Raw genomic sequence first — 21,944 nt, 5'->3', positions numbered from 1 at the left:
ATTTACTGCGAGTTTTATATTTTTAAATCTATTTGAATAATCTTGCCTATTTGCTGAGATATTTTAAAACTAAGACAATCGCAAATTTTACTGAGTTTTGTTTTTGCATCGTGGTCTTATCCGCACGTTGTTTGGCAAAAAATGATTAAGTTTTAATTACGTTGCTGCCTTGGTGCTAAGCTAAATTTGGCTTATATTTTTATTTGTTGGCATATTCTAAAATTTGATAAATTTAAGATTATTGCAAGTTTTGGCTTTGTGATTTTACTCACGTCACTGCATGATATAAATTTGATAGTCTAAATTTACTTCTTTGCTATATTTCTAGCCAGTTACAAGGTCTGCAAAGCCTAGATAAATTTGGCTAATAAATTTAAAATTCCAGCCAAATTTGCCTTTGTAATCTAAATTTTCTCAAGCTTTGCTATGAAATTTTTAGCATTTATAAAGCCGATCGTTCTAAGTGCTTTTTGCTCCTCGCCGTCTTTAAAAAGCAGGAGTGCAGGCGGATCGATGAGACCAAAATTTCTTAACATCTCATCGTTTTGTGCCCCGCCACTTGTCACGTCAATGCGAATAAGCGTAAAATTTGCCAAAGCATTTTTCACGCCAGCGTCCTTAAAAGTGATGTGCTCTATCTCTTTGCAGCTCGCGCACCAGTCGGCATAAAAATCCACTAGCACTGGCTTGCTTGAGCTTTTTATCATCTCATTTAGCTCGTTTAAATTTTTAGCTTGTTTGAAATTTAGCTCGCTCTCGTTTTTGGCTAAATTTAGCCCAGAAAGTGGCGAAAAGGCATCTTTTGAGCCCAAAAATGCGCCGATAATTAGCATGAGTGAGTAGATAAAAACTAGCACGCAAAGTGCTTTTTTAAATTTGGCCCAGCCGTTATTTGCTGCCTCAAACGCCCCAAGATAAATGGCCGCAAAGACGCCTATGACGCCATAACCAAGTAGCTCAAAAAACGCTCCAAGCACGCGTGCTAGGATCCAGACAGCCATGATGAGCATCAAAAAGCCAAAGAGTTTTTTAATTTCATCCATCCAGCCGCCAGGTCTTGGCAGGAGCTTGCCTGAGCTTAGCCCTATCACAAGAAGCGGTGCGCCCATGCCTAGCCCCATGACAAAGAGCATGATGCCCCCATAAATGGCGTCTCCGCTTTGCGCGATGTAAAGAAGTGCGCCTGCTAGCGGTGCTGCCACGCAAGGCGAGACGATGAGCGCTGAGGCAAAGCCCATGATGAAAACACCGACAAGGCCCGAGCTGTTTTGTGACTTTTTGCTTATTAAGTTTTCAAATTTAGAGGGTAGTTTGATGTCGTAAAAGCCAAACATACTAAAGCTTAAGATAACAAAAATGGCCGCAAACGCGCCGAGCACGTAGATGTTTTGCAGAGCCCCTGCGATGCCAAAGCCAAGCAGGCTTGCCCCAACGCCAGCAAGCGCGTAGGCAAGGCTCATCGCAACGACATAGACCAGTGAGAGCAAGAAACCTTTTTTGGCATTTAGGCTGCTGCCCTTTGAGACGATGATGCTTGATAAGATCGGTATCATCGGAAAGACGCAAGGTGTGAGCGAGAGCAAGAGGCCGTAGCCAAAAAATGTCGCAAGCGAGATGAAAAAGTTTTTGCTACTTAGTTCATTTGCGATGCTTTGATCTTCTGAAAGCTCGGTAAATTCAGGATTTATTTCGTCTTTTTGCTCTTTTTCAAAGGCTATGATGCTAAATTTGCCAAATTTCTCAAATATGTCATAAATTTTAGTTTGTGGGCGGTAACAGATGCCATTTTTAGCACAACCTTGATAGCTTAAATTTAGCCTAGCACTGCCGTTTTTAAGATGCTCTTTTACTAAATTTAGCGGGATAAACAGTGAAAAATCTTTTGGGTAAATTTCATATTCGCCGGTATTTTCGCTCTTTGGCATATTTAGGAGACTGTTGATCTTCTCTTCGCCAAGCTTAACCTCAAAGCTATCTTTGTAAAGATAGATATTTTCGCCAAATTTAAACTTGATCTCCGCGCCTTGTTCATCGATACTTGGGCTTAAAACAAATGCCTTACTAACGTCTAAAACCTCGGCAAAAAGCGAGCCTGCAAATAAAATGAGAGAAAAAATAAATTTAAAAAACATGCTAATCCTTGCTAAATTAAAAGAGATGATTTTAGTCTAAATTCTTAAATTTATTCTATTTTATAGTAAAATCGTGAAAAAGCGTGAAATTTTTAAAAGGAGCGATGATGTCAAAAGATAAAAAGCACCAAAAGAGCGATAAACTTGGCTATGAAGAAGAGCTAAGGCTACTTCAGATAGAACTTTTAAAATTCCAAAATCATGTCAAAGACAAGGGTCTTAGGGTGCTTATGCTAATGGAGGGGCGAGACGCAGCTGGCAAGGGTGGCACGATAAAGCGCCTAACAGAGCATCTAAATCCGCGTGGTTGCCGTATCGTGGCGCTTACAAAACCAAGTGATGTCGAGAAGACGCAGTGGTACTTTCAAAGATATGTGACACATCTGCCAAGCGCTGGCGAGATAGTGATCTTTGATAGAAGCTGGTACAATAGGGCTGGTGTAGAGCCAGTGATGGGCTTTTGCACGCAGGCTGAGCATAAAGAGTTCTTGCGTGAGGTGCCAAAATTTGAAGAGATGATCATAAACTCAGGCATCATTTTCTTTAAAATTTACCTCTCGATCACAAAAGAGGAGCAAAAAAAGCGCTTCAAAGAGCGTCTAAATGACCCACTAAAGCAGTTTAAAATTTCTCCAGTAGATCAAAAAGCACAAGAGCTTTGGGATCAGTACTCCATCGCCAAATACTCGATGCTACTTGCCTCTCACAACAGCATCTCGCCATGGGTGATCGTCTCAAGTGACAATAAAAAAGAGGCGAGGCTAAATGTCTTTAAATTTATCCTAACTCATGTCGAGTATCCAAAAAAGATAGATGAGTACTTAAAATACGACAAAAGCGTCGTAAGAGATGGAAGCGAGGAGATCAAGCGCATAGAAGAGGGGCTAAATAAGGATAAGCTAAAGAGTATAGACTAAATTTATTTGGGCTTGGCTGTAAATTTTGTGCTTTAAATTTATGGCCAAGTTTTGCTAAAGCCACCACATAAGTTTTGCTAAAACGACCATTATCAGACAAAGCACAAGAGCTATGAGATGTGAAAATTTACCAAATGGATCTGGCTTTTTTAAGATAGTGACATTAAAAACAGAGATGAAAGTGATAAGACACATTAGAAGTAAAACTGCGATCTTTGCTAGCAAAAGCTTTTGAAAGTTGCTTTGCCACCAGCCATGCTCGCCTCCAAGATAGTCCTTTGCCATATATGCCCCACTTATCAAAAGTAGTAAAAATGCCGTGCCAAAAACCTTTGCACTGCCTTTTGTATAGGCTTTTTTGACAGCTTCAAGAGTTTGGGGATTTATCGTTTTTTTGGCAAATGGATATATGCAAACATCAAAAAATACATATCCTATAAAGATAATGGCACAAACTAAATGCGTAATGAGAGAGAAAAGATACATTTTTTGCCTTTTTTGTTTGGCATTATATAAATTTTATTAGTTATATTTGCTGATTTTGATTAAGTATTGAGAAGTTGAGAAGATCCGAGCGAAAGCTCGCTCGGATAAATGTTTTTAGAAGCTATATTTTGCTTCAAATCTTATACGATCTTGTTTAAAGCTTGCACCATCTTTTTTGTCTTTAGCGGCTGCATACCATGTTAAGAATGTAAGCTTTTTGCTGTATTTGTAACTAGCTTCTGTATACCACTCACTTCTTTTTGCTCTCTCTTTATTAAGTGTATAGCTATAGCCTTTACCTTGAGTATATCCAGCACCAAAGCCAAATTTATCTATGTCATATCCAGCATTAATAAACCAGTAGTCGTTGTTGCCTTTGATATTGTTGTAATATTGTTTTCCGCCGCCACCCATTACACTATTTAGTAGTTTAGTTGGGTTGATTAACTGTCCGCTTGCGTCAATTGAAGTAAATGACCACTTATTATTATCTTTATTTTTAGCATCAAAGTCTAAATAGCCAGCGTTAAGCTTAGCACCAAATAGTTTTGTGCCAGCTTGAACTGCCCAGAAGTTAGCATCAGCTACATCTTTGTGATCTGAGTCGTTATGGACAAATTGACCTTTTAGGTTTAGATTTACATCATCGGTTACATTAAAGCTAACACCAGCTTCAGCACCATAAAGTGTTGCTATCTCTTGAAGATTTGCAATAGCTGCTTTAAAAGATACTGGATCATAACTGCCAGCTGCACCTAAATAGTAAAGATTGCCAGCAGAACCATTAAATTTATCATTTTCAGTACCATTTACTATTCTATTAAGCAATGGACCATCTATTTCAGTACCGTCGCTTTGTAGTGCATCATAAGCTGCAGCTGTTAAAGTAAGACCAGGTACATCAGTACTTACTACTTTTAGACCAGTACCTGCTATATCACCATCATCATAGAAAGTTTTGATAAGTTGCTTGCCAGCTGTAATAGTAGTATTAGCTACCTTGTAGCCTAAGTACATCTCATAAACGCCAAAAGTGTCGGTTGTGCTTGTTTTATCTGTACCTTTTAGGTTTTTGTTACCAGAATCATCTGTTTGATCATATCTTAAAGTTAAAACACCAAAGAAGTTATCGTCGATAGCAGCCTTAAATGATGTTTGCATTCTAAATGCGTAACCAGCAACATCATTTGTCTTATCTTTTGTGTCCGGATTTACTTTGTAATGATCATTTGTATAACGATATCTAGCATATCCTGAAAGATCTACGTTTTTTATAGCTTCTTCAAGTGGAGTTGCACTTGCAACGCTTGAAAATGCACCTAAAGCAACCAAAGCAGCTAAGCTAACTTTTGTAAGTTTCATCTAAATCTCCTTTTGATAAAAATGTTTTGAAAGGATATTATCATAGAAAATTAATTTTGTAGCTTAAATTTCGTTAAAAATTTCAAAAATTATTACCGATCGTTTACCAAAATAAGATAATGAGATAAGATTTGTCTTTAAAAATTTGAGTTTGTTTGAAGCTAAAAGATGAGAAATTTATATCTCATCAGTTAAATTTAGCCGTTGTTTTTAGCCTGTGCCTCTTCGCGCTCTTTCTTTTGTCTTATAGCGGCTTCTTTTTGGATATTTTTTTGCTGAGTGACAAAGATATGCTCTTCAAGAGTGACTAGCTGAAAGACGCCCTCAAAGATCTTGATCTCTTTTACATAGCCTATCACTTTTACCTCTCTTTTTCTACTCTCTTCAAACCTTGCTTGTGCGTCAAATTCGACCACATCGCCAAGTTTGAGCGGTCCAAAGAAATTTATCCTAGCTCCGATACTGACGCAAAATTCTTCATTTATAGCTAAAAGCGCTGCGTAGTTTGCCCCCATGAAGACAAAACCGCTATGTATGAGCCCTTCTGCGTCGCTCACCATGTCAGCCGTGGTAAAAAATCTAGTTTTTGCGTGATTTTTCTCAAGCAAAAATGCCGTTCCACTAAAATTTAGCTTTGTTAGAGGTGCTGTTTTTATCTCGTTTCTTAGCGGATTTTCGTCCTCTGGGAGGATTATTTGTGATTCGTCTTTTGCTTCAAAAATATTTTCATCTGCCATATTTATCCTTAAATTTTAACTCTCACGTAGGCTCTTTTTGGAGCTGGGTAGCCCTCGATGGTCTTTGTATTATCGGCTGGGTCTAAGAAATTTGAAAGACTTTCGCCATCTATCCACTGCGTTTTTCGCTGTTCGTTTAGATCAGTCGCCTTTGTATCAAGCAAGCTAAAATCCTTAAATTTAGCCCTCTCGCACCAGTTGCAAAGTGCGCTAAGCGTTGGCACAAAGTAGATATTTGGAATTTTTGAGTACCTATCCTTTGGGCTTAGCGCAAAGTCGCCATCCATATCTATATACATCGTGTCTAAAAATAGCTCGCCACCAGGATTTAGCGCGGTTTTTAGCTCTTTTAGCATCTTTATAGGATCGCTTCTGTGATATATCACGCCAAGGCAAAAAATGGTGTCAAATTTCGCTCCAAACTCTGGCAAGCTCTCTACTCCAAGAAGCTCGTAAGCGATATTTGAGCGGATAAATTTATTTAAAAACTTAAACTGTAAAAATGTATGCACGCTAGGGTCAAAGCCAGTTATGCTTTTTGGGGCGTACTCAAGCATCTTAAACATATAATATCCATTATTACAGCCCACGTCAGCCACGCACTTGCCAGCCAAATTTAGATGTGGAGCAAGGATATTAAATTTAATAAAACTTTGCCACTCGCTATCTATATATATATCATCAAGTAAAAATGGCCCTTTTCGCCAAGGCTTTAGGCTAAGGGCGAGTTTGTAAATTTCATCTTTGCTTGCAGCGCTCAGCTCTTTAAATTTGACATTTACGCTCTCACTAAGGCTAAATTCGCAATCAAAATTTGCTAAATTTTCTATCCTATTATAAATTTGCTTTTGCTGCTCGTTAAATTTGCTAAGATCCACGCTATTTCCAGTCGACGATGTTGTGCGGACACTCTTTTTGGTAGGTGCCAGTCGCGTCATAATACTCTTTACAATCATTATAATATTGCGTCGAAACTCCGCGCTCATTCATATAAAGACAACCATTGCAAAATAGCGCTATAAAGCCTAAAAATATAATCTTTTTCATGTGGCGGATTTTATCATAAATAAAAATTTTATGCTAGAATAGCAGGCAGTTTTAGAGCCAAGTTTGGCTAAGATTAAGCAAAAAGGCATTTTATGCAAAGAAGAGATTTTTTTAAATTCAGTAGTTTTTTAGGTGCAGCAAGTCTGCTTCCAAGTGTCACTCTAGCTAGCGACGAGCCAGCAAACCCAGTGGTTAGAAATTTCGACGTAAATTTTAAACACCAGCTTCTTGAAAAGGGCAAAAGCTCAAGAATTTGGTTGCCGCTCCCACTAAGCACCACTTATCAGCAACTAACCCAAGACTACGTCATAAACACAACAGCTAAAAACGTCTATATCTCAGACACGCTAATACCAACAATGTATGGCGAATTTGAAGAAAACGAGCAAAGACCTATTTTAAATATCCAGTTTAAAATTCAAACAACAGAGCGCAATACCGACTTTAGCAAGGTAAATTACGATCCAAATGAGAAGGTCGATCCTGCGATTTTGGAGTTTTTAAAACCAACTTCACACATCCCAACTGACGGCGTCGTAAGAGCAAAAGCGCTAGAGATTATCGGCAATACTAAAGGCGACTTGGAGCGCGCAAAAGCGATATATACGTGGGTTGCAAACACTATGCAGCGTGATAACAGCATCCTTGGATGTGGCACAGGCGACGTTAAAGCCATACTAGAAAGTGGCAAACTAGTTGGCAAATGCACCGATATAAACTCAGTTTTCGTGGGACTTTGCAGATCAGTTGGCATCCCAGCAAGAGAAATTTTTGGTATCAGGGTTGGTCAGTCTAGATTTTCAGATCAAATGGGCAGCGCAAAAGACGGCGTGGCTAAAATTTCAGGCGGACAGCACTGCAGGGCTGAGTTTTACTTAAAAGGCTATGGTTGGATACCGGTTGATCCAGCTGATGTTACAAAGGTAAGACTTGGTGAAAAGCTTACAAACGACGACGCTAAGATCGTAGCTGTTAGAGACTATTGCTTTGGCAACTGGGAGATGTGCTGGATAGGCTTTAACTACGGACGTGACTTTATCTTAAAGCCAACCCCAGAGCAAACACCGCTAAACAACTTTGGCTATCCATACGCCGAAGTCGATGGCAACACGCAAAACTACTATTCGCCAAAAGAATTTAGCTACGACTACGTCTCAACAGAGCTAAAATGAGAGCCTTTTGGCTGATACTAACATCCATAGGTAGTGCTATCGGCGCTACCTTGTGCTGCTTGCCGGCACTTCTTTTTCTGCTTTTTGGCACATCTTTTTCATTTCTATCTTGGACACAAAATTTATACGAGTACCGCGTCCCTTTAAGCGTCGTGGCAGTCATTTGCTTTGTGATCTCTGGCATTGCTTTATTTTACAAGCCAAAAAGCTGCAACCTAGCCTACAAAAAGAAAAAATGGATACTTATATATATACTTTTTGGAGTGATTTTGCTTTTACTCCTTACATACCCAGAGCTTTTAGGAGAAATTTATGCGTAAAATTTTAGTTTTAGCCCTTTTGGTGGCTGCAAGCTACGCTGATAAAAAGATAGAAATTTCAGTGCCTAGCATGCACTGTCCGCTTTGTACCGCGATTGTTAGAAAGGCTGCACTTAGCGTTGAGGGCGTAAAAAAGGCAGATGTATCGCTAAAAGAGCGAAAAGCTGTCGTCATAGCAGATGATAAGGTCGATGAAAAGGAGCTTTTAAAGGCGGTCGATGCGACTGGCTATAAGGGCGAGATAAAATAAATTTAAAGGAGGCAAATATGTCAAAGAGCGAAGTTTTAACGAAATTTGAGACACTTGCGTCGATACCGCACTGCAGTTACGAGACTGATAAGATGCGTGATTTTCTGGCTAGCTATGCAAAAGATAAGGGCTGTGAGGTCGTGGTCGATAGTTTTGGCAACGTTCATGCATTTAAAGGCAAGCCAAAAATTTGTTTGCAAAGCCACTACGATATGGTCTGCATGGGTGACGCGCCAAAGATCGAGATAGTTTATGGCGATGATGGCTACATGAGGGCTAAAAACTCATCTTTAGGTGCCGATAACGGCATAGGCGTGGCTATCATGATGCAGATGATAAGCGAATTTGACGACATTGAGTGCCTCTTTACAAACAACGAAGAGGTCGGCATGGTCGGAGCTGCTGGCTTTAGCGGCGATCTAAAAGCCGATAAGCTTTTAAATTTAGACAGCGAAGAGGACGACCGCGTAACTATCGGCTGCGCTGGCGGTATAAATTTATTTGCCACTATAGCGCTTAATAGCAAAAAAACAAAAGAGAGCACGCTTTATGAGGTAAAAGTGAGCGGACTTCCTGGCGGACACTCTGGCAACGAGATACATAAAAATATCCCAAATGCGATCAAGGTTTTAGCGGCATTTGTTACTAAAAATGGCTGTAAGCTTGTTAAATTTGAAGGTGGGGAGCGAAGCAACTCTATCCCAAGCGGCGCAACTGCACTGGTTTTAAGCGATAAAGAGCTAAAGAGTGAGTGTGAGAATTTAAGCGTGAAAAAGCTTGGCACGGGGGATGAAATTTTAGAAAACGGCGAGAAAATTTTAGCTTTAATTAACTCATTTTCACAAGGCGTAAGAGCCTATAACTGCGAGCTAGGCATACCACAAGATAGCGTCAATCTCTCACTTGCAAAGATCAAAGACGACGGCACGCTTGAAGTGGAGTTTTTCGCAAGGTCAATGAGCAAAGACGGCCTAAATAGAATGGAATTTGAAATTTCAGAGCTTGCAAAAGCGGTTGGCTTTAACGTCATTTCAAAAGATAGAAATCCAGCTTGGAAACCAATAAATGATAAATTTGCAAACGATATCTTAGAAGAGCTTAAAATTTATAAGCCAAATGCAAGGATAACAGCTGTGCATGCTGGACTTGAGTGTGGAGTGCTTTTGGAGAAAAAAGCAGGTCTTAGTGCATGTTCTATTGGACCAAATATCTACTCACCTCACTCTACAAGAGAGCACTGCGAAGTAGCTTCTACTCTTTTTATAGAAAAAGTAGTTCGCGGTATCGTTAAAAAATATAACTCATAAAAAACTAAAATTTGCTAGAAATTTCTAGCAAATTTTATCTATATCACCTTATCTTTGCTCTTACAAAGATCACTTAAGATACACTCAAAACAAAGCGGCTTTTTAGCTTGGCAGGTGTAGCGTCCAAAAAGCACCATAGCTTGATGAAGCTTGCCAAGCTCAGTTTTAAAGGCAAGAGTTAGATCCTCTTCGGTCGCTTCTGGCGTCTTTGCGCTGCTTAAGCCAAGTCTATGCGATACTCTAAAAACATGCGTATCAACAGCCATTACGTTTGCATTTGTCGCCTCTAAAAGCACGACGTGAGCGGTCTTTTGCCCAACTCCAGCAAGGGCTTTTAGCTTCTCTTCATCAAGCGGAATTTCTCCGTTATAAAGCTCAACCACGCTGTTTGCCATCTTGATCAAATTCAGGGCCTTATTGTTAAAAAAGCTGCATGAGTTTATCATGAGCTTTAGACTGGCTAAATTTGCACTAGCTAGCTCAAAAACATCTTTATATGCCTCAAATAGGGCAGGCGTGATCAAATTTACCCTTTTGTCGGTGCATTGAGCTGAGAGCATGACACAGACAAGAAGTTCATATAAATTTCTAAATTTAAGCTCGCTTTTGGCGTCTTTAAACTCTTCTAAAAGCCTTTTTTTTATATCTAAAATATCTTTTTTTGTTCTCATTTGGCTATTTTACCTAAAATTACAAGTTAAACGAAAAGTTACCGCATTATTTGATATAATTTTGCCCATAAAATCAATTTTTTAAAGGATTTATATGAAAAAATTTTTGTTTCCAGCAGTTTTAAGTTTAGCTGCAGCTGTCACTCTAAACGCAGCAGTAGTTGCAACAGTTGATGGCGATGCTATAAACGATAGCGATATCTCAGCTCTTTTATCAGCAGCTATGCCAGGTTTTGACGCTAGCAAGCTTCAACCAAATGAGAAAAAACGTATAATCGACGATCTAATCAACAGAAAACTTCTTTTAAAAGACGCAAAAGCGACAGGCATTGAAAAAGATGTTGATTACATCAAGGCTGTAAAAGCTGCACAAGAAGGCATCGCAGTTGAGCTTTATATGAGAAAATTATTTGACGGTATAAAAGTAAGCGATAGTGATTTAAGAGATTTTTACAACAAAAACAAAGCTAGCATGAACCAACCAGCTCAAGCAAGAGCAAGACATATCTTAGTTGAAGATGAAAAAACAGCAAATGACATCATCGCTCAACTTAAAAATTTAAAAGGCGAGGCTCTAACTAAGAAATTTGCAGAGCTAGCAAGCCAAAAATCAATCGACAAAGGCTCAGCAGCACACGGTGGCGAGCTTGGCTGGTTTGGTCAAAGCCAAATGGTAAAACCTTTTGCAGACGCAGCATTTTCAATGGCTAATGGCACAGTTTCAACTAAGCCAGTTAAAACTCAGTTTGGCTACCATGTTATCTTAAAAGAAGATGGCAAAGCTGCTGGCACTGTAAGCTTTGAACAAGCAAAACCAGAGATCGAGCAAGCTGTAAAAATGGAGAAATTCCAAGCTGCTGTTAGACAAAAAAGTGAAGCTCTACGCCAAAAAGCAAAGATAGAATACAAATAAAATTTGGAGGATAAAATGGGCGTTTTAGATATCGTAAAACCTGGTGTTTTAAGCGGAGATGATGTAACAAAACTTTATGCTTATGCCAAAGAGCAAGGTTTTGCAATACCTGCTGTAAATGTCGTAGGCAGCGACTCGGTAAATGCTGTTTTAGAAGCGGCAAAGGTTGCTAACTCGCCTGTTATCGTTCAGTTTAGTAATGGCGGTGCAGGTTTTTACGCTGGTAAAGCCTGCGAAAATGCAGCCGTTCTTGGTGCGATCGCTGGAGCAAAACATGTTCATCTGCTTGCCAAGGCTTATGGCGTGCCAGTCATTTTACACACTGACCACGCCGCTAGAAAGCTTTTGCCTTGGATAGATGAGCTAGTAAAAGCAAGTCATGAGTATAAAAAAACTCACGGCGTGCCACTTTTTAGCTCTCACATGCTTGATCTTAGCGAAGAGAATATCAACGAAAATTTAAGCACGTGCGAGAAGTATCTAAAAGAGCTTAGCGAGCTTGGCATCAGCCTAGAGATCGAGCTAGGCGTCACTGGTGGCGAAGAAGATGGCGTAGATAACACAAGCGTTGATAACGCACTTCTTTACACTCAGCCAGAGGACGTCGCGCTTGCTTATGAAAGACTAAGCAAGATAAGTGATAAATTTAGCATCGCAGCTAGTTTTGGCAACGTTCACGGCGTTTATAAACCGGGTAATGTCGTGCTAAGACCAGAAATTCTTAAAAACTCACAAGCCTATGTTGCTAAGAAATTTAACACAAAAAGCGATAAGCCTGTAAATTTTGTATTTCACGGCGGAAGTGGCAGCGAGCTAAAAGATATCAAAAATGCTGTGAGCTACGGCGTTATCAAGATGAACATTGACACCGATACGCAGTGGGCTTTCTGGGACGGCGTGCGTGAGTATGAGGCCAAAAATAGAGCATACTTGCAAGGGCAGATCGGCAACCCAGAGGGCGATGATAAGCCAAATAAAAAATACTACGATCCAAGGAAATGGCTAAGAAGTGGCGAGGAGAGCATGGTTAAGCGTCTTCAGATTGCTTTTAGCGACTTAAACTGCCTAAATAGGAACTAATCCTATGCAAAATCAAAATGATTTTAGTGAGCTAAGCGTGCCAAAAGAGCGCCAAGCTCACTCTTTCTTTGTCTTTTTTAAAGTTATCTTTATCCCTTTAGCTATCTATATCTTGGCGATACTAGCCTATCTTGGCGTTATAAATTTTCAGATGAAGCTTCACACCATCGTGATGATGGGCATTATACTCTTTGTCGCTTTTATATTTTCACGCCACAGCGCCTTAGTGGCTTACTCAAATTTCTTAGCAAATGCCAAAGACTACAAGATAAGGCTAAAAGAATTTATCATTGCTCATCTTTTTGAAATTTCAGGCGTCAAAAAGGCAAACGCTAAATTTGAAGATTTTTTCGAGAGCTATACAAGAAATTTTAGAAATGACAACCTAGCAAACATCGGCCAAGCAGTCTTTCCTATGCTTGGAATTTTGGGCACATTTATCAGTATCGCTATCTCTATGCCAAGCTTTAGCTCAAGCACCGCAAACGGACTTGAAAAAGAGATCGCTATACTGCTAAATGGCGTAGCTACAGCGTTTTATGTATCGATTTACGGCATATTTTTAGCACTTTGGTGGATGTTTTTTGAAAAGATCGGCATTAGTAAATTTGAGAAATTTTATAGCGAGCAAAAAGAGCTAAGCCGTGAGTTTTTTTGGCAGGAAAATGAGCTAAATGCAAATTTCATGAAAGCAAGTGTAGGCTACTTTAAAGATAGTCACGACGCCTTTAAAATGGTGCTTGACGATAAATTTGTAAGAAATTTAAACGAGCAAGTAAATGAGAAATTTAACAGCCTAAAAGAGCTTTGCGAGGTTGAGAAAAATATCATCAATCAAAGCAAAGCCGAGCTTAGCGCAAGTTTAAAAATGCTAAATGAATCTGGGTTAAAACAAGATGAATTTGTAAAAATCCACTCCGATATATTAAAGGCAGTTGGCGCGTTTTCTAATGCCTTTAAAGATATGGAGGTTAAAATTTTAACCGAGCATGCAAAGCTTGGCGAAATTTTTAGTAGAAATTTAAACGCCACAAAAGAGAGCCAGCTTAAATTTGAGCAGACTATTAAGAGTTTTGATGCCATTTTAAAAGAATTTTCTCTCTCTTTGATGAAAGAGCAAAACGAAGCATTAAAGGCATTTAGAGCTTCACTCGTGGAGAGTGCTACGATATTTAAGGCAGCGTATGAGCAAGAGGGCAGGAGCTTGGAGCGCGAAAAAGAGCGCGAGAGCCTCATTGCTGAGCTTAAGAAGAACATAGACGAGATCGATAAAGAAGCAAATTCTGTAATAGAAAAAATCGAAAATCTAGTGCAATGAAAATAGACAAAAATAACGAAGATCAATCGAGCTTTTGGGTTTCGTACGCGGACTTGATGGCGGGTCTGCTCTTTGTTTTTATGCTGCTAATCGGTGCTGTCGTCGTAAAATACGTCCTAACTCAAAACACCCTTGAAAATAAAGAGCAAGCTATCATCGCAGCACTAGCAAATTTAAAAGACGCTCAGGGCAAGAATTTTACCCTCGAAGAGCTAAATGATGCCCTAAAAAGCGAGCTTTCAAAGATAAGCGACGAAAACATAAATTTAAAAAAATCAAATGAAATTTTTGTCATCCAAATAGACGCTCTAAAAGAAAAGCTAGCCCAGCTCATAGAAGAAAACAAGGACGCAAATGCGAGCATAAAAGAGCTAAATGCCAGCATTTTTGATCTAAACCAAAAGATGATCGTGCTAAATGATGAAATTTCATCAAAAGATAGAGCGCTTAGCGACGCAAATGCAAGTAGCGAGAAAAATTTAGCCAAGATCGCCTTTTTGCTCGAGCAAGTAAGCAAAAAAGAGGCTAGATATGACGAGCTTTTAAGGGATCTAAACGTCACTCGTGACAGGGTCAAAAACCTAACTGGCATAAGGGTAAAAGTGATCAGCGCCCTAAAAGATAGGCTAGGATCAAGCATCGAGATCGACCCAAACTCAGGCGCGCTAAAGCTTAGCTCATCAGTGCTTTTTGACAAGGGCAGCGCGGTCTTAAAAGAAGAGGTCAAAGAGGAGCTAAAGGCCACGCTTAGTAAGTATTTTGACGTGCTTTTAAATGATAAAGAGATCGCCTCAAACATCGATCAGATCGTCATAGAGGGCTTTACGGATAGCGATGGAAGCTACATTTATAACCTAGAGCTTTCGCAAAAAAGAGCCTACGCGGTGATGGAGTTTATAAACTCATTTAGCGACGATGCACGCCTTAGAAAGCTGCTTGTCGCAAGTGGCAGAAGCTACAACGAGCTAGTTTTTAAAGATGGAGCCGAGGATAAGGACGCTTCAAGGCGTATAGAGATCAAATTTTCACTCTCAAACAAAGAGGCTATCAACGAGATAGAGAAATTTTTGGAGTTTAAGGGTGATTGAGCAGGTTGTTCTTAGGGGGCGAGAGTTTTGGCTTTTAAGGGACGATCTGCTTGGTGAGTTTAACGGCAACAAAGCAAGAAAGCTAGAGTATTTTCTAAAGGCCGATCTTAGCGGTATCAAAGCCATCGTATCTCACGGCTCAAGCCAGTCAAATGCTATGTATAGCCTAAGTCTTTTTGCCAAGCTAAAAGGGCTTAAATTTTACTACGTCGTCTCTCATCTTAGCTCAAATTTAGAGCAAGATCCGGTTGGAAATTTCAAATTTGCACTTGAAAATGGCATGGAAATTTTTGTAAAAGAGGAGCGTGAGAAATTTGCTAAAGAGCTAGCAAAGAGCCAAAACGCGCTATTTATAAACGAGGGCGTGGCGCAAAGTGAGGCCGAGCTTGGCTTTATAACGCAGGCACGCGAGATAAATGAGTGGAGTAAAAAAAGTGGCATAAGGCCTGATATATTCTTGCCCTCAGGCACTGGCACAAGCGCATGCTACCTAGCAAAGCACACCGATCTGAGGGTCTTTACAGCCCCTTGCGTAGGGGATGGTGACTATCTAAAAAAGCAAATTTACGAGCTAGATAAAGATAGCAAAGTGCAAATTTTAAATCCGCCAAAGAAGTATCATTTTGGAAATTTATACCCTGAGCTTTATGAAATTTGGCTTGAGGTTTGCAAAAGTGGCGTGGAGTTTGAGTTGATTTACGACCCAGTGGGCTTTATGACACTTTTTGCAAATTTAGACAAGCTTGGGAGCGAAATTTTATATATCCACCAGGGCGGAATTTTAGGTAACATTACACAAAAGCAAAGATATGAGAGAAAACTAAAAATAAAGGATCATAAATGAAGTTTTTACACAGCAGCGACGCTGACTTTGAGAGTAAATTTTCACAGCTTGTTAGGCGAAGTGACAATGACATGAGTGCCGTGATGCCAGTGGTTACAGGCATCATAGACGAGATAAGAAAAGATGGTGATAGCGCGCTTTTTGCCCAGATAAGTAAATTTGATAAATTTAGTGTCACAAGCAAAAACGACATAATAATCGACGTAAAAGAGATGGAAGCGGCATACAACTCGCTAGATAACGCCCTAAGAGTGGCTCTAAATTTAGCCCATGATAGGATAAAAAGCTATCATGAGCGCACAAAACCAAGCGACTGGACCTATAAGGACGAACACGACATCTTGCTTGGCGCAAAATACACCCCAGTTGATCGCGCTGGCCTTTATATCCCAGGCGGCAAGGCTGCATATCCTAGCTCGCTTCTCATGAATGCTATCCCAGCAATTGTGGCTGGCGTAAAAGAGATCGTAGTTTGCACCCCAGCACCAGGTGGAAAGGTAAATCCTCTGCTTCTTGCAGCTATGCATCTATGTGGCATCAAAACAGCCTTTAAAATAGGCGGTGCAAGCGCGATCGCAGCGATGGCGTACGGCACAGCAACCGTGCCAAAGGTCGATGTCATCACAGGACCTGGCAACATCTACGTAGCGACTGCTAAAAAGCTAGTTTATGGTGACGTAAATATCGATATGATCGCAGGTCCAAGCGAGATAGGCGTGATAGCTGATGATAGTGCAGACCCTCGCCACATAGCGATCGATCTACTCTCACAAGCCGAGCATGACGAGATCGCAAGTGCCTTTTTGATAACGCCAGTGGAGGCCTTTGCAAGGGCAGTGCAAAGACACGTGGAGGACGAGCTAAAAACTCTAAAACGCGAACCTATTGCTAGTGCTAGCATGAGAAATAAAGCCGCTATCATCGTAGCAAAAGACTTGCAGGAGTGCTTTAAACTGATAAATGAGCTTGCTGTGGAGCACCTAGAGATCGCTATAAACGACGCTTTGAGCTATATGGACGAGGTGAAACACGCTGGAGCGATATTTTTTGGACACTTCACGCCTGAAGCGATGGGCGATTATTTAGCTGGACCAAATCACACCCTGCCAACTGGCGGAAGTGCGAGATTTTACTCACCGCTTGGAGTTGAAAATTTCATGAAGCGAAGCTCTATTATCTCAGTTAGCAGAAAAGGCATCATGCACCTTGGCAAACCATGCATGCAGCTAGCCGAAGCCGAAGGACTAACGGCTCATAAAAGATCAATCGCCGTGAGGTTAGAGGATTAAAAACGAAATTTGATTTTAGAAAATTTAAAATTTTCTAAAATCTTTTTAAAAATATTTTTTGCTTTAAGAAATATTTTTGCAACTTTTTATGAAATTTATAGTAAAATCCATCACGAAACTACTAAAAAAGGAGTTGATATGAAGTTAGGAACTTATACTGCAAACCAGGCTTCAGGAAACTATTATTTAGATCAAGCTAAAAATAGCGAGAAAAAGGCGCTAAACGCCATCTCTGCAAATAGCGAGATCAAAGCATCAGGTGCAAATTTGCAAATCGCAGAGAGCTTACTTTCGCAAACAAATGTCCTAAATGAGGGCATGGCAAATGCAAACGATATGATCGGTATGCTTCAGATCGCCGACTCAACGCTTTTAAATTTAAGCGAGAGTGCGGACAAGATCGGCGAGCTATCAAGCAAGCTTTCAAACCCAGCTCTTTCAGCGAACGAGCAAAAGGGAATAAAAGGCGAGATAAATGCGCTTAAAAATGCGATGAGCGACAGCGTAAAAGAGGCTAAATTTAACGGTAAAAACGTTTTTGACGCCGAGCTTGGCTTTTTCACAGGTGAGGGCACAAAAAATATAAATTTAAGCACAAATGCTCTTTTAAATGTTAAAGAGGATGGCTCAAATTCTAGCGATATCTTGAAAAACATAAATTCACTTCGCTCAGAGATCGGCTCGACACAAAATGCTGTATTTAAGGGCATGAATGCTCTAGCTGCTAGAAGCGTAGCAAACGCTAATAGCGTAGAAAATCTTGATAGTAGCGATATAGCAAAAAGCTTGGAAGAAAATTTACAAGCAAATTTAAAGCTACATGCTGCCTCTTTGGCTAAAGCTCACGACACTACGAGTTTAGCTGCAAAACTAGATAAACTTCTAGGCGAATAAATTTTTACCGGTCTTGTGCCGGTAAAACTCTCTTTTTATTTTTTATGCTTTACTTTTTGATTTTAGAATATATGTTTAAATCAAAAATTTGATATTTCTCGTTGAAATTTTGTAGCATATGTACCTTTTTTTATAGCAAGTGTGCCCTCAAAACGAAGGTTAGATTAATTATTCTTTAAGATAAGAGGCATATGTAATGTTTAAAACAATTTTTGGGTATAGATGCTGTAAATTTTTCAAAGAGAAAGCCCTTTAAAGGGTATAGACGCTAATAATTTACCAAAAGAAAAGCTGTCTAAACAAGAGTAGTATATACACCAAAGTAGAGCAAAAAGCTATACAAAAACATTAAATTTTTACTTATCTCTTTTGGTGCTTTGGTCGCAAGAATAATTTAATTATAGACTAGGATATAAATTTAAAGAGTTTAGGTGCAGATACCCAAAAGGGCAGGGCTTGTTAGCCCTCGATGTAGTTTTTGAGTTTTCTACCAACTTTTGGGTGTTTTAGTTTCTTGATAGCTGAGCTTTCTATCTGGCGGACGCGTTCACGAGTGACGTTTAGCGCCTTTCCGATCTCTTCAAGCGTGCGGTCGCTCTCATCTTCAAGCAGACCAAATCTCATCGAAATAACCGCCTTTTCGCGCTCATTTAGCTGTGAAAGCACATCGTCGATCTGCTCTCTAAGGTCGCTTTTTAAAATTTGATCTATCGGTGATAGTGAGGTTTTGTCTTCAACAAAATCTCCAAATTTGCCGTCTTCTTCGTTTGCGATAGGAGCTTCAAGGCTGATAGGCTCTTTTGTGATCTTGATCACCTGTTTTACTTTATCGACGCTTAGTCCAACCTCTTTTGCGATGACGCTTACGTCAGGCTCTTTTCCCTCTTCTTGGAGGTATTTGCGGTTGATTTTGTTGATACGATTGATCGTCTCTATCATATGGATAGGTATCCTAATCGTCCTTGCCTGATCAGCAATCGCGCGCGAGATAGCCTGACGGATCCACCATGTGGCGTAGGTTGAAAATTTATAGCCTTTTCTATATTCAAATTTATCAACCGCCTTCATAAGACCGATGTTGCCCTCTTGGATGAGGTCAAGAAATGGCAAGCCCCTGTTTGTATAGCGTTTTGCGATACTTACGACCAGACGGAGGTTTGACTTGGCCATTCTAGCTTTTGCTTCATCTGAAATTTTCTTTCCACGTTTGATCTGCTCTAAAATCTCTTTTAGTCTTGCTGGCTCAAGGTCAAAGCCCTGTTTGCTAGCCTCTTTTGTCGTAAAAAGCTTTTTGATCTCGACGTAGGTTGAGACCATCGTAGCCTCTGGCACGCGAGCAGCGATCTCTTCTTTGCTAAGTTTGATGATATCTTTTAAGATGCTTTTGTGATTTTTCTTTAGCTCGTCACTAAACATCGGCAAGCGATACTCCAAGCGTTTTAGCTCTCTATCAAATTCATCGTCGCTTTTAAGAGCTGTCTCCATTGATTTTACGATCTCGCTGATTAGCTTGCTTGTTGGACCAAGGTCCATCAGCTTCTCTTTTAAAATTTTCTTTTTAAACGCAAGCGTCATTTTTGAAGCTGTGTCGTCGCTTTCAACTTTATCTTGCTTGTTTGCAGTCTTTAGCCACTCTTTTTTAGCCTTTTCAAGGGCTTTGAAGCTTTCTATGACTTTTTCTGCACGCTTGTCGTTTTTGGCTGATTTTTTAGGAGTTTCGTTCTCTTCGTTCTCCTCATCATCTTCGTCTATATCTTCTTCGCCATCTTCATTTTCATTTTCGCTCTCGTCCTCAAAGCTCTTAAAAAGCTCTTTTACACGGCGCTCTCTATTAATAAGCGGCTCTTTGTAATCAAGTATAAAATCGATCAAAAACGGCACCGAGCAAAATGCGTCGATGATGATATCTTCGCCAAGTTCGATCCTCTTGCTAATCTCCACCTCTTCTTCTTTTGTAAGAAGCGCGATCTGACCCATCTCTCGTAGATACATCCTTACTGGACTATCTGATCTTGACCACTCTAAAAGGTCGCTCTCGCCTGAAAGATCGAGGTCTTCGTCGATATCTTGGTCGCTTTTTTGAGCGTTTTCTTGACGTTTTTTAGCATCGGCTAAATTTCTAAGCTTTGCAGCCTCAGCAGATGTGATGAGCTGGACTTTGTTTGTTTTTGCTAGTTGTTCTATCTTTTTTACTACCGTAGCCGTCGGAGCTTTGTCTAATAATTTTACTAATTTTTCGTATGTCAAAAAGCCTTTTGCATTTTCAACAAAAAGCTCTTCTATCTGAGAAAAAGAGTCTTTTGCGGCGCTCATAAATTTCCTTTCAAATCGTATCATTGTGATTTAAGTGTTGGTTAAAAGAAAGTGGATTATACCCAAAATTTTTTAAAAGTGTATAAAAAGAAAGTTGGAACGATGATTGCTTAGTAATTCTAAAAAATCAAATTTTGATTAGGAAAATTTATGCAAAATGGTTATTATCAAGCCACTGCTGGCATGGTAACGCAGTTTAACAGACTAAATGTCATCTCAAACAATCTTGCAAATGTAAATACGATCGGCTACAAGCGAAACGACGTAGTTATCGGCGACTTTGCGAGAATTTTTAAAGAGACGCAAGATGAGCTTCCGCTTAAAAATCACACAAAAGACGGAGCTAAATTTCTAAATAGAACGCTTGATCGTGTGCCACAAGTGAGTGAAGAATACACCGACTTTAGCGCTGGTGGCTTTAAATACAGCTCAAACACGCTTGACTTTGCGATAAAAAGAGAGGATGCTTTTTTCTTAGTCGATACTCCAAATGGTGTAAAACTAAGCAAAAATGGCTCTTTTAGCCTTGATGGCGATGGCTACATCGTCACAAAAGAGGGTTACAGGGTGCTGCCAAGTGGCTATGAAGCGCAAAATCCAGGTCAAAGAGGCATCCAAGTGCCACAAGGCGAGGTGCTAACTGTTGATAAAAATGGAAATTTATACTCAAATAACAATCAATTTTCTAAATTTTACATCGCTCAGCCAAGAGAGATAAGGGATCTAAAAAAGGTCGGCGACAATCTCTTTGAGAGTAGAAATTTTGACGACATAACCGAGCTTGACGAGGCTGACAGCGTGATGCAAGGCTACGCTCAGATGTCAAATGTAAATCCAGTCTTAGAAATGGTGGGTCTAATAGAAACCCAGCGCTTAGTTGATATGTATCAAAAGGTTATGACAAGCCACATGACTGACCTTAACCAAGATGCTGTTCAAAAACTAGCCCTAAAAGCTTAATAAAAGGATAAAACTATGATGAGATCACTTTACACTGCGGCCACTGGCATGATCGCCGAGCAGACGCAGATAGACGTAACCTCACACAACATCGCAAACGTAAATACCTATGGATATAAGAAAAATAGAGCTGAATTTGCTGACCTTATGTATCAAGTCATGGAGTACGCAGGCACGGCTACTAGCCAAACTACCACAAGCCCGACAGGCATCGAAGTAGGCCTTGGTGTGCGCCCAACAGCGATAAATAAAATTTTCTCTCAGGGCTATTTTAAAGAGACTAGCAACAACCTAGATATGGTAATAGCTGGCAACGGTTTTTTTCAAATTCAACTCCCTGATGGCACGACAGCTTACACTAGAAATGGTGCATTTAAGCTTGACGCAAACGGCACGATCGTAAATAGCGACGGCTACCAGCTCATCCCTCAGATCACTGTCCCTGCAAATGCGACGCAAATTTCAATAGGCACAGACGGTACCGTCTCAGTGCTTCAAGCTGGCGAAACCGACATGGCTCAGATAGGTCAGATCGAGCTAGCAAATTTCATAAACCCAGCCGGTCTTCACTCGATGGGCGATAACAACTACCTTCAAACAAGCGCTAGCGGCGACGTGGTGGTAGGTGTAGCAGGCCTTGACGGACTTGGCACCATTAGACAAGGCTTTGTCGAGATGAGTAACGTGCAGCTTGTTGAAGAGATGACTGATCTCATCACTGGTCAGCGCGCATACGAGGCGAACTCAAAGGCGATAACTACGAGTGATTCGATGTTAGAGATAGTAAATGGACTTAAAAGGTAGGTGATATGGACGCGACTTTGGCTATTGTTGGACTTATACT

General features: G+C 40.1%; 22 protein-coding genes. 14 read left to right on the top strand and 8 right to left on the bottom strand.

Translation table 11 applies throughout. The features are described 5' to 3' along the window. Positions 1-404: 404 nt before the first annotated feature. Positions 405-2,132 (bottom strand): protein-disulfide reductase DsbD, encoded by a 1,728-nt coding sequence (gene dsbD, locus CVS81_RS03820; protein ID WP_107965142.1) that lies wholly within the window; start codon positions 2,130-2,132, stop codon positions 405-407. A gap of 107 nt (positions 2,133-2,239) precedes the next feature. Between dsbD and ppk2 the strand changes: the two genes are divergently transcribed. Beyond that, positions 2,240-3,049 (top strand): polyphosphate kinase 2, encoded by an 810-nt coding sequence (gene ppk2 / locus CVS81_RS03815; RefSeq protein ID WP_002942696.1) that lies wholly within the window; start codon positions 2,240-2,242, stop codon positions 3,047-3,049. 54 nt (positions 3,050-3,103) lie between these two features. Here ppk2 and CVS81_RS03810 read toward each other — a convergent pair whose 3' ends face one another. From CVS81_RS03810 to CVS81_RS09840, 5 genes are all read right to left on the bottom strand, one after another. After that, positions 3,104-3,535 carry a trehalose-6-phosphate synthase gene (locus CVS81_RS03810; protein ID WP_107965141.1) on the bottom strand — a complete coding sequence of 144 codons (432 nt, stop codon included), beginning with the start codon at positions 3,533-3,535 and terminating at the stop codon, positions 3,104-3,106. Between the two features lie 114 nt (positions 3,536-3,649). Further along, positions 3,650-4,897: a major outer membrane protein gene (locus CVS81_RS03805; RefSeq protein ID WP_107965140.1), complete on the bottom strand. Its 1,248-nt coding sequence runs from the start codon at positions 4,895-4,897 to the stop codon at positions 3,650-3,652. A gap of 197 nt (positions 4,898-5,094) precedes the next feature. Next, entirely contained in the window at positions 5,095-5,634 is a 540-nt protein-coding gene (locus CVS81_RS03800; RefSeq protein ID WP_087580924.1) for a thioesterase, read from the bottom strand. A gap of 8 nt (positions 5,635-5,642) precedes the next feature. Then, positions 5,643-6,512: a tRNA 5-methoxyuridine(34)/uridine 5-oxyacetic acid(34) synthase CmoB gene (gene cmoB, locus CVS81_RS03795; protein WP_234399519.1), complete on the bottom strand. Its 870-nt coding sequence runs from the start codon at positions 6,510-6,512 to the stop codon at positions 5,643-5,645. A gap of 1 nt (position 6,513) precedes the next feature. Then, the gene (locus tag CVS81_RS09840; RefSeq protein WP_002942642.1) at positions 6,514-6,681 is read right to left on the bottom strand and encodes a hypothetical protein; all 168 of its coding nucleotides are present in this window, start codon (positions 6,679-6,681) and stop codon (positions 6,514-6,516) included. A gap of 92 nt (positions 6,682-6,773) precedes the next feature. Here CVS81_RS09840 and CVS81_RS03790 point away from each other — a divergent pair, with 92 nt between their 5' ends. Genes CVS81_RS03790 through CVS81_RS03775 form a run of 4 tightly spaced genes read left to right on the top strand, consistent with a single transcriptional unit; the run spans position 6,774 to position 9,730 of the window. Beyond that, positions 6,774-7,853, top strand: a complete 1,080-nt coding sequence (locus CVS81_RS03790) for a transglutaminase-like domain-containing protein (protein ID WP_103557917.1) — start codon at positions 6,774-6,776, stop codon at positions 7,851-7,853. Then, positions 7,850-8,173 carry a hypothetical protein gene (locus CVS81_RS03785; protein WP_021092272.1) on the top strand — a complete coding sequence of 108 codons (324 nt, stop codon included), beginning with the start codon at positions 7,850-7,852 and terminating at the stop codon, positions 8,171-8,173. Before CVS81_RS03790 ends, CVS81_RS03785 begins: the two co-directional genes overlap by 4 nt. Next, positions 8,166-8,423 carry a heavy-metal-associated domain-containing protein gene (locus CVS81_RS03780; protein WP_009294141.1) on the top strand — a complete coding sequence of 86 codons (258 nt, stop codon included), beginning with the start codon at positions 8,166-8,168 and terminating at the stop codon, positions 8,421-8,423. The genes CVS81_RS03785 and CVS81_RS03780 overlap by 8 nt, the downstream gene beginning before the upstream one ends. A gap of 17 nt (positions 8,424-8,440) precedes the next feature. Further along, entirely contained in the window at positions 8,441-9,730 is a 1,290-nt protein-coding gene (locus CVS81_RS03775) for a M28 family peptidase (RefSeq protein WP_107965138.1), read from the top strand. Positions 9,731-9,768: 38 nt separating this feature from the next. On the opposite strand, the gene nth is transcribed toward CVS81_RS03775, so the two are convergent. Beyond that, positions 9,769-10,401 carry an endonuclease III gene (nth, locus tag CVS81_RS03770; protein ID WP_107965137.1) on the bottom strand — a complete coding sequence of 211 codons (633 nt, stop codon included), beginning with the start codon at positions 10,399-10,401 and terminating at the stop codon, positions 9,769-9,771. A gap of 94 nt (positions 10,402-10,495) precedes the next feature. On the opposite strand from nth, the gene CVS81_RS03765 reads away from it, so the two are divergent. The 7 genes from CVS81_RS03765 (at position 10,496) to CVS81_RS03735 (ending at position 17,827) form a co-directional block, all read left to right on the top strand. Further along, positions 10,496-11,314 (top strand): peptidylprolyl isomerase, encoded by an 819-nt coding sequence (locus tag CVS81_RS03765; protein ID WP_009294116.1) that lies wholly within the window; start codon positions 10,496-10,498, stop codon positions 11,312-11,314. Positions 11,315-11,329: 15 nt separating this feature from the next. Beyond that, positions 11,330-12,394 (top strand): class II fructose-bisphosphate aldolase, encoded by a 1,065-nt coding sequence (gene fbaA, locus CVS81_RS03760; RefSeq protein ID WP_087582505.1) that lies wholly within the window; start codon positions 11,330-11,332, stop codon positions 12,392-12,394. A gap of 4 nt (positions 12,395-12,398) precedes the next feature. Beyond that, on the top strand, positions 12,399-13,712 hold the full coding sequence (locus CVS81_RS03755; RefSeq protein WP_107965136.1) for a MotA/TolQ/ExbB proton channel family protein: 1,314 nt from the start codon (positions 12,399-12,401) through the stop codon (positions 13,710-13,712). Further along, a complete protein-coding gene (locus tag CVS81_RS03750) occupies positions 13,709-14,800 on the top strand; it encodes an OmpA family protein (protein ID WP_107965135.1) in 1,092 nt (363 codons plus the stop codon). The genes CVS81_RS03755 and CVS81_RS03750 overlap by 4 nt, the downstream gene beginning before the upstream one ends. Then, the gene (locus CVS81_RS03745; protein WP_107965134.1) at positions 14,793-15,644 is read left to right on the top strand and encodes a pyridoxal-phosphate dependent enzyme; all 852 of its coding nucleotides are present in this window, start codon (positions 14,793-14,795) and stop codon (positions 15,642-15,644) included. The genes CVS81_RS03750 and CVS81_RS03745 overlap by 8 nt, the downstream gene beginning before the upstream one ends. Next, positions 15,641-16,933, top strand: a complete 1,293-nt coding sequence (gene hisD, locus CVS81_RS03740) for a histidinol dehydrogenase (RefSeq protein ID WP_107965133.1) — start codon at positions 15,641-15,643, stop codon at positions 16,931-16,933. Before CVS81_RS03745 ends, hisD begins: the two co-directional genes overlap by 4 nt. 138 nt (positions 16,934-17,071) lie before the next feature. After that, positions 17,072-17,827 carry a flagellin gene (locus tag CVS81_RS03735; protein WP_199907145.1) on the top strand — a complete coding sequence of 252 codons (756 nt, stop codon included), beginning with the start codon at positions 17,072-17,074 and terminating at the stop codon, positions 17,825-17,827. Positions 17,828-18,286: 459 nt separating this feature from the next. On the opposite strand, the gene rpoD is transcribed toward CVS81_RS03735, so the two are convergent. Next, the gene (gene rpoD, locus CVS81_RS03730; protein WP_107805630.1) at positions 18,287-20,140 is read right to left on the bottom strand and encodes an RNA polymerase sigma factor RpoD; all 1,854 of its coding nucleotides are present in this window, start codon (positions 20,138-20,140) and stop codon (positions 18,287-18,289) included. Positions 20,141-20,290: 150 nt separating this feature from the next. Here rpoD and CVS81_RS03725 point away from each other — a divergent pair, with 150 nt between their 5' ends. Together CVS81_RS03725 and flgG are read left to right on the top strand one after the other, a co-directional pair. Further along, entirely contained in the window at positions 20,291-21,100 is an 810-nt protein-coding gene (locus CVS81_RS03725; protein ID WP_103570058.1) for a flagellar hook-basal body protein, read from the top strand. A 15-nt stretch (positions 21,101-21,115) separates the two neighbouring features. Next, positions 21,116-21,904 (top strand): flagellar basal-body rod protein FlgG, encoded by a 789-nt coding sequence (gene flgG, locus CVS81_RS03720; protein ID WP_002942100.1) that lies wholly within the window; start codon positions 21,116-21,118, stop codon positions 21,902-21,904. The last annotated feature ends 40 nt before the right edge of the window (positions 21,905-21,944 follow it).

Origin of the sequence: Campylobacter concisus (assembly GCF_003049065.1) — a bacterium.
In the GTDB taxonomy this organism is placed as follows: domain Bacteria; phylum Campylobacterota; class Campylobacteria; order Campylobacterales; family Campylobacteraceae; genus Campylobacter_A; species Campylobacter_A concisus_BE.
Note: the sequence above shows the minus strand (reverse complement) of the source record. Positions and strands in the feature narration are given on the sequence as shown.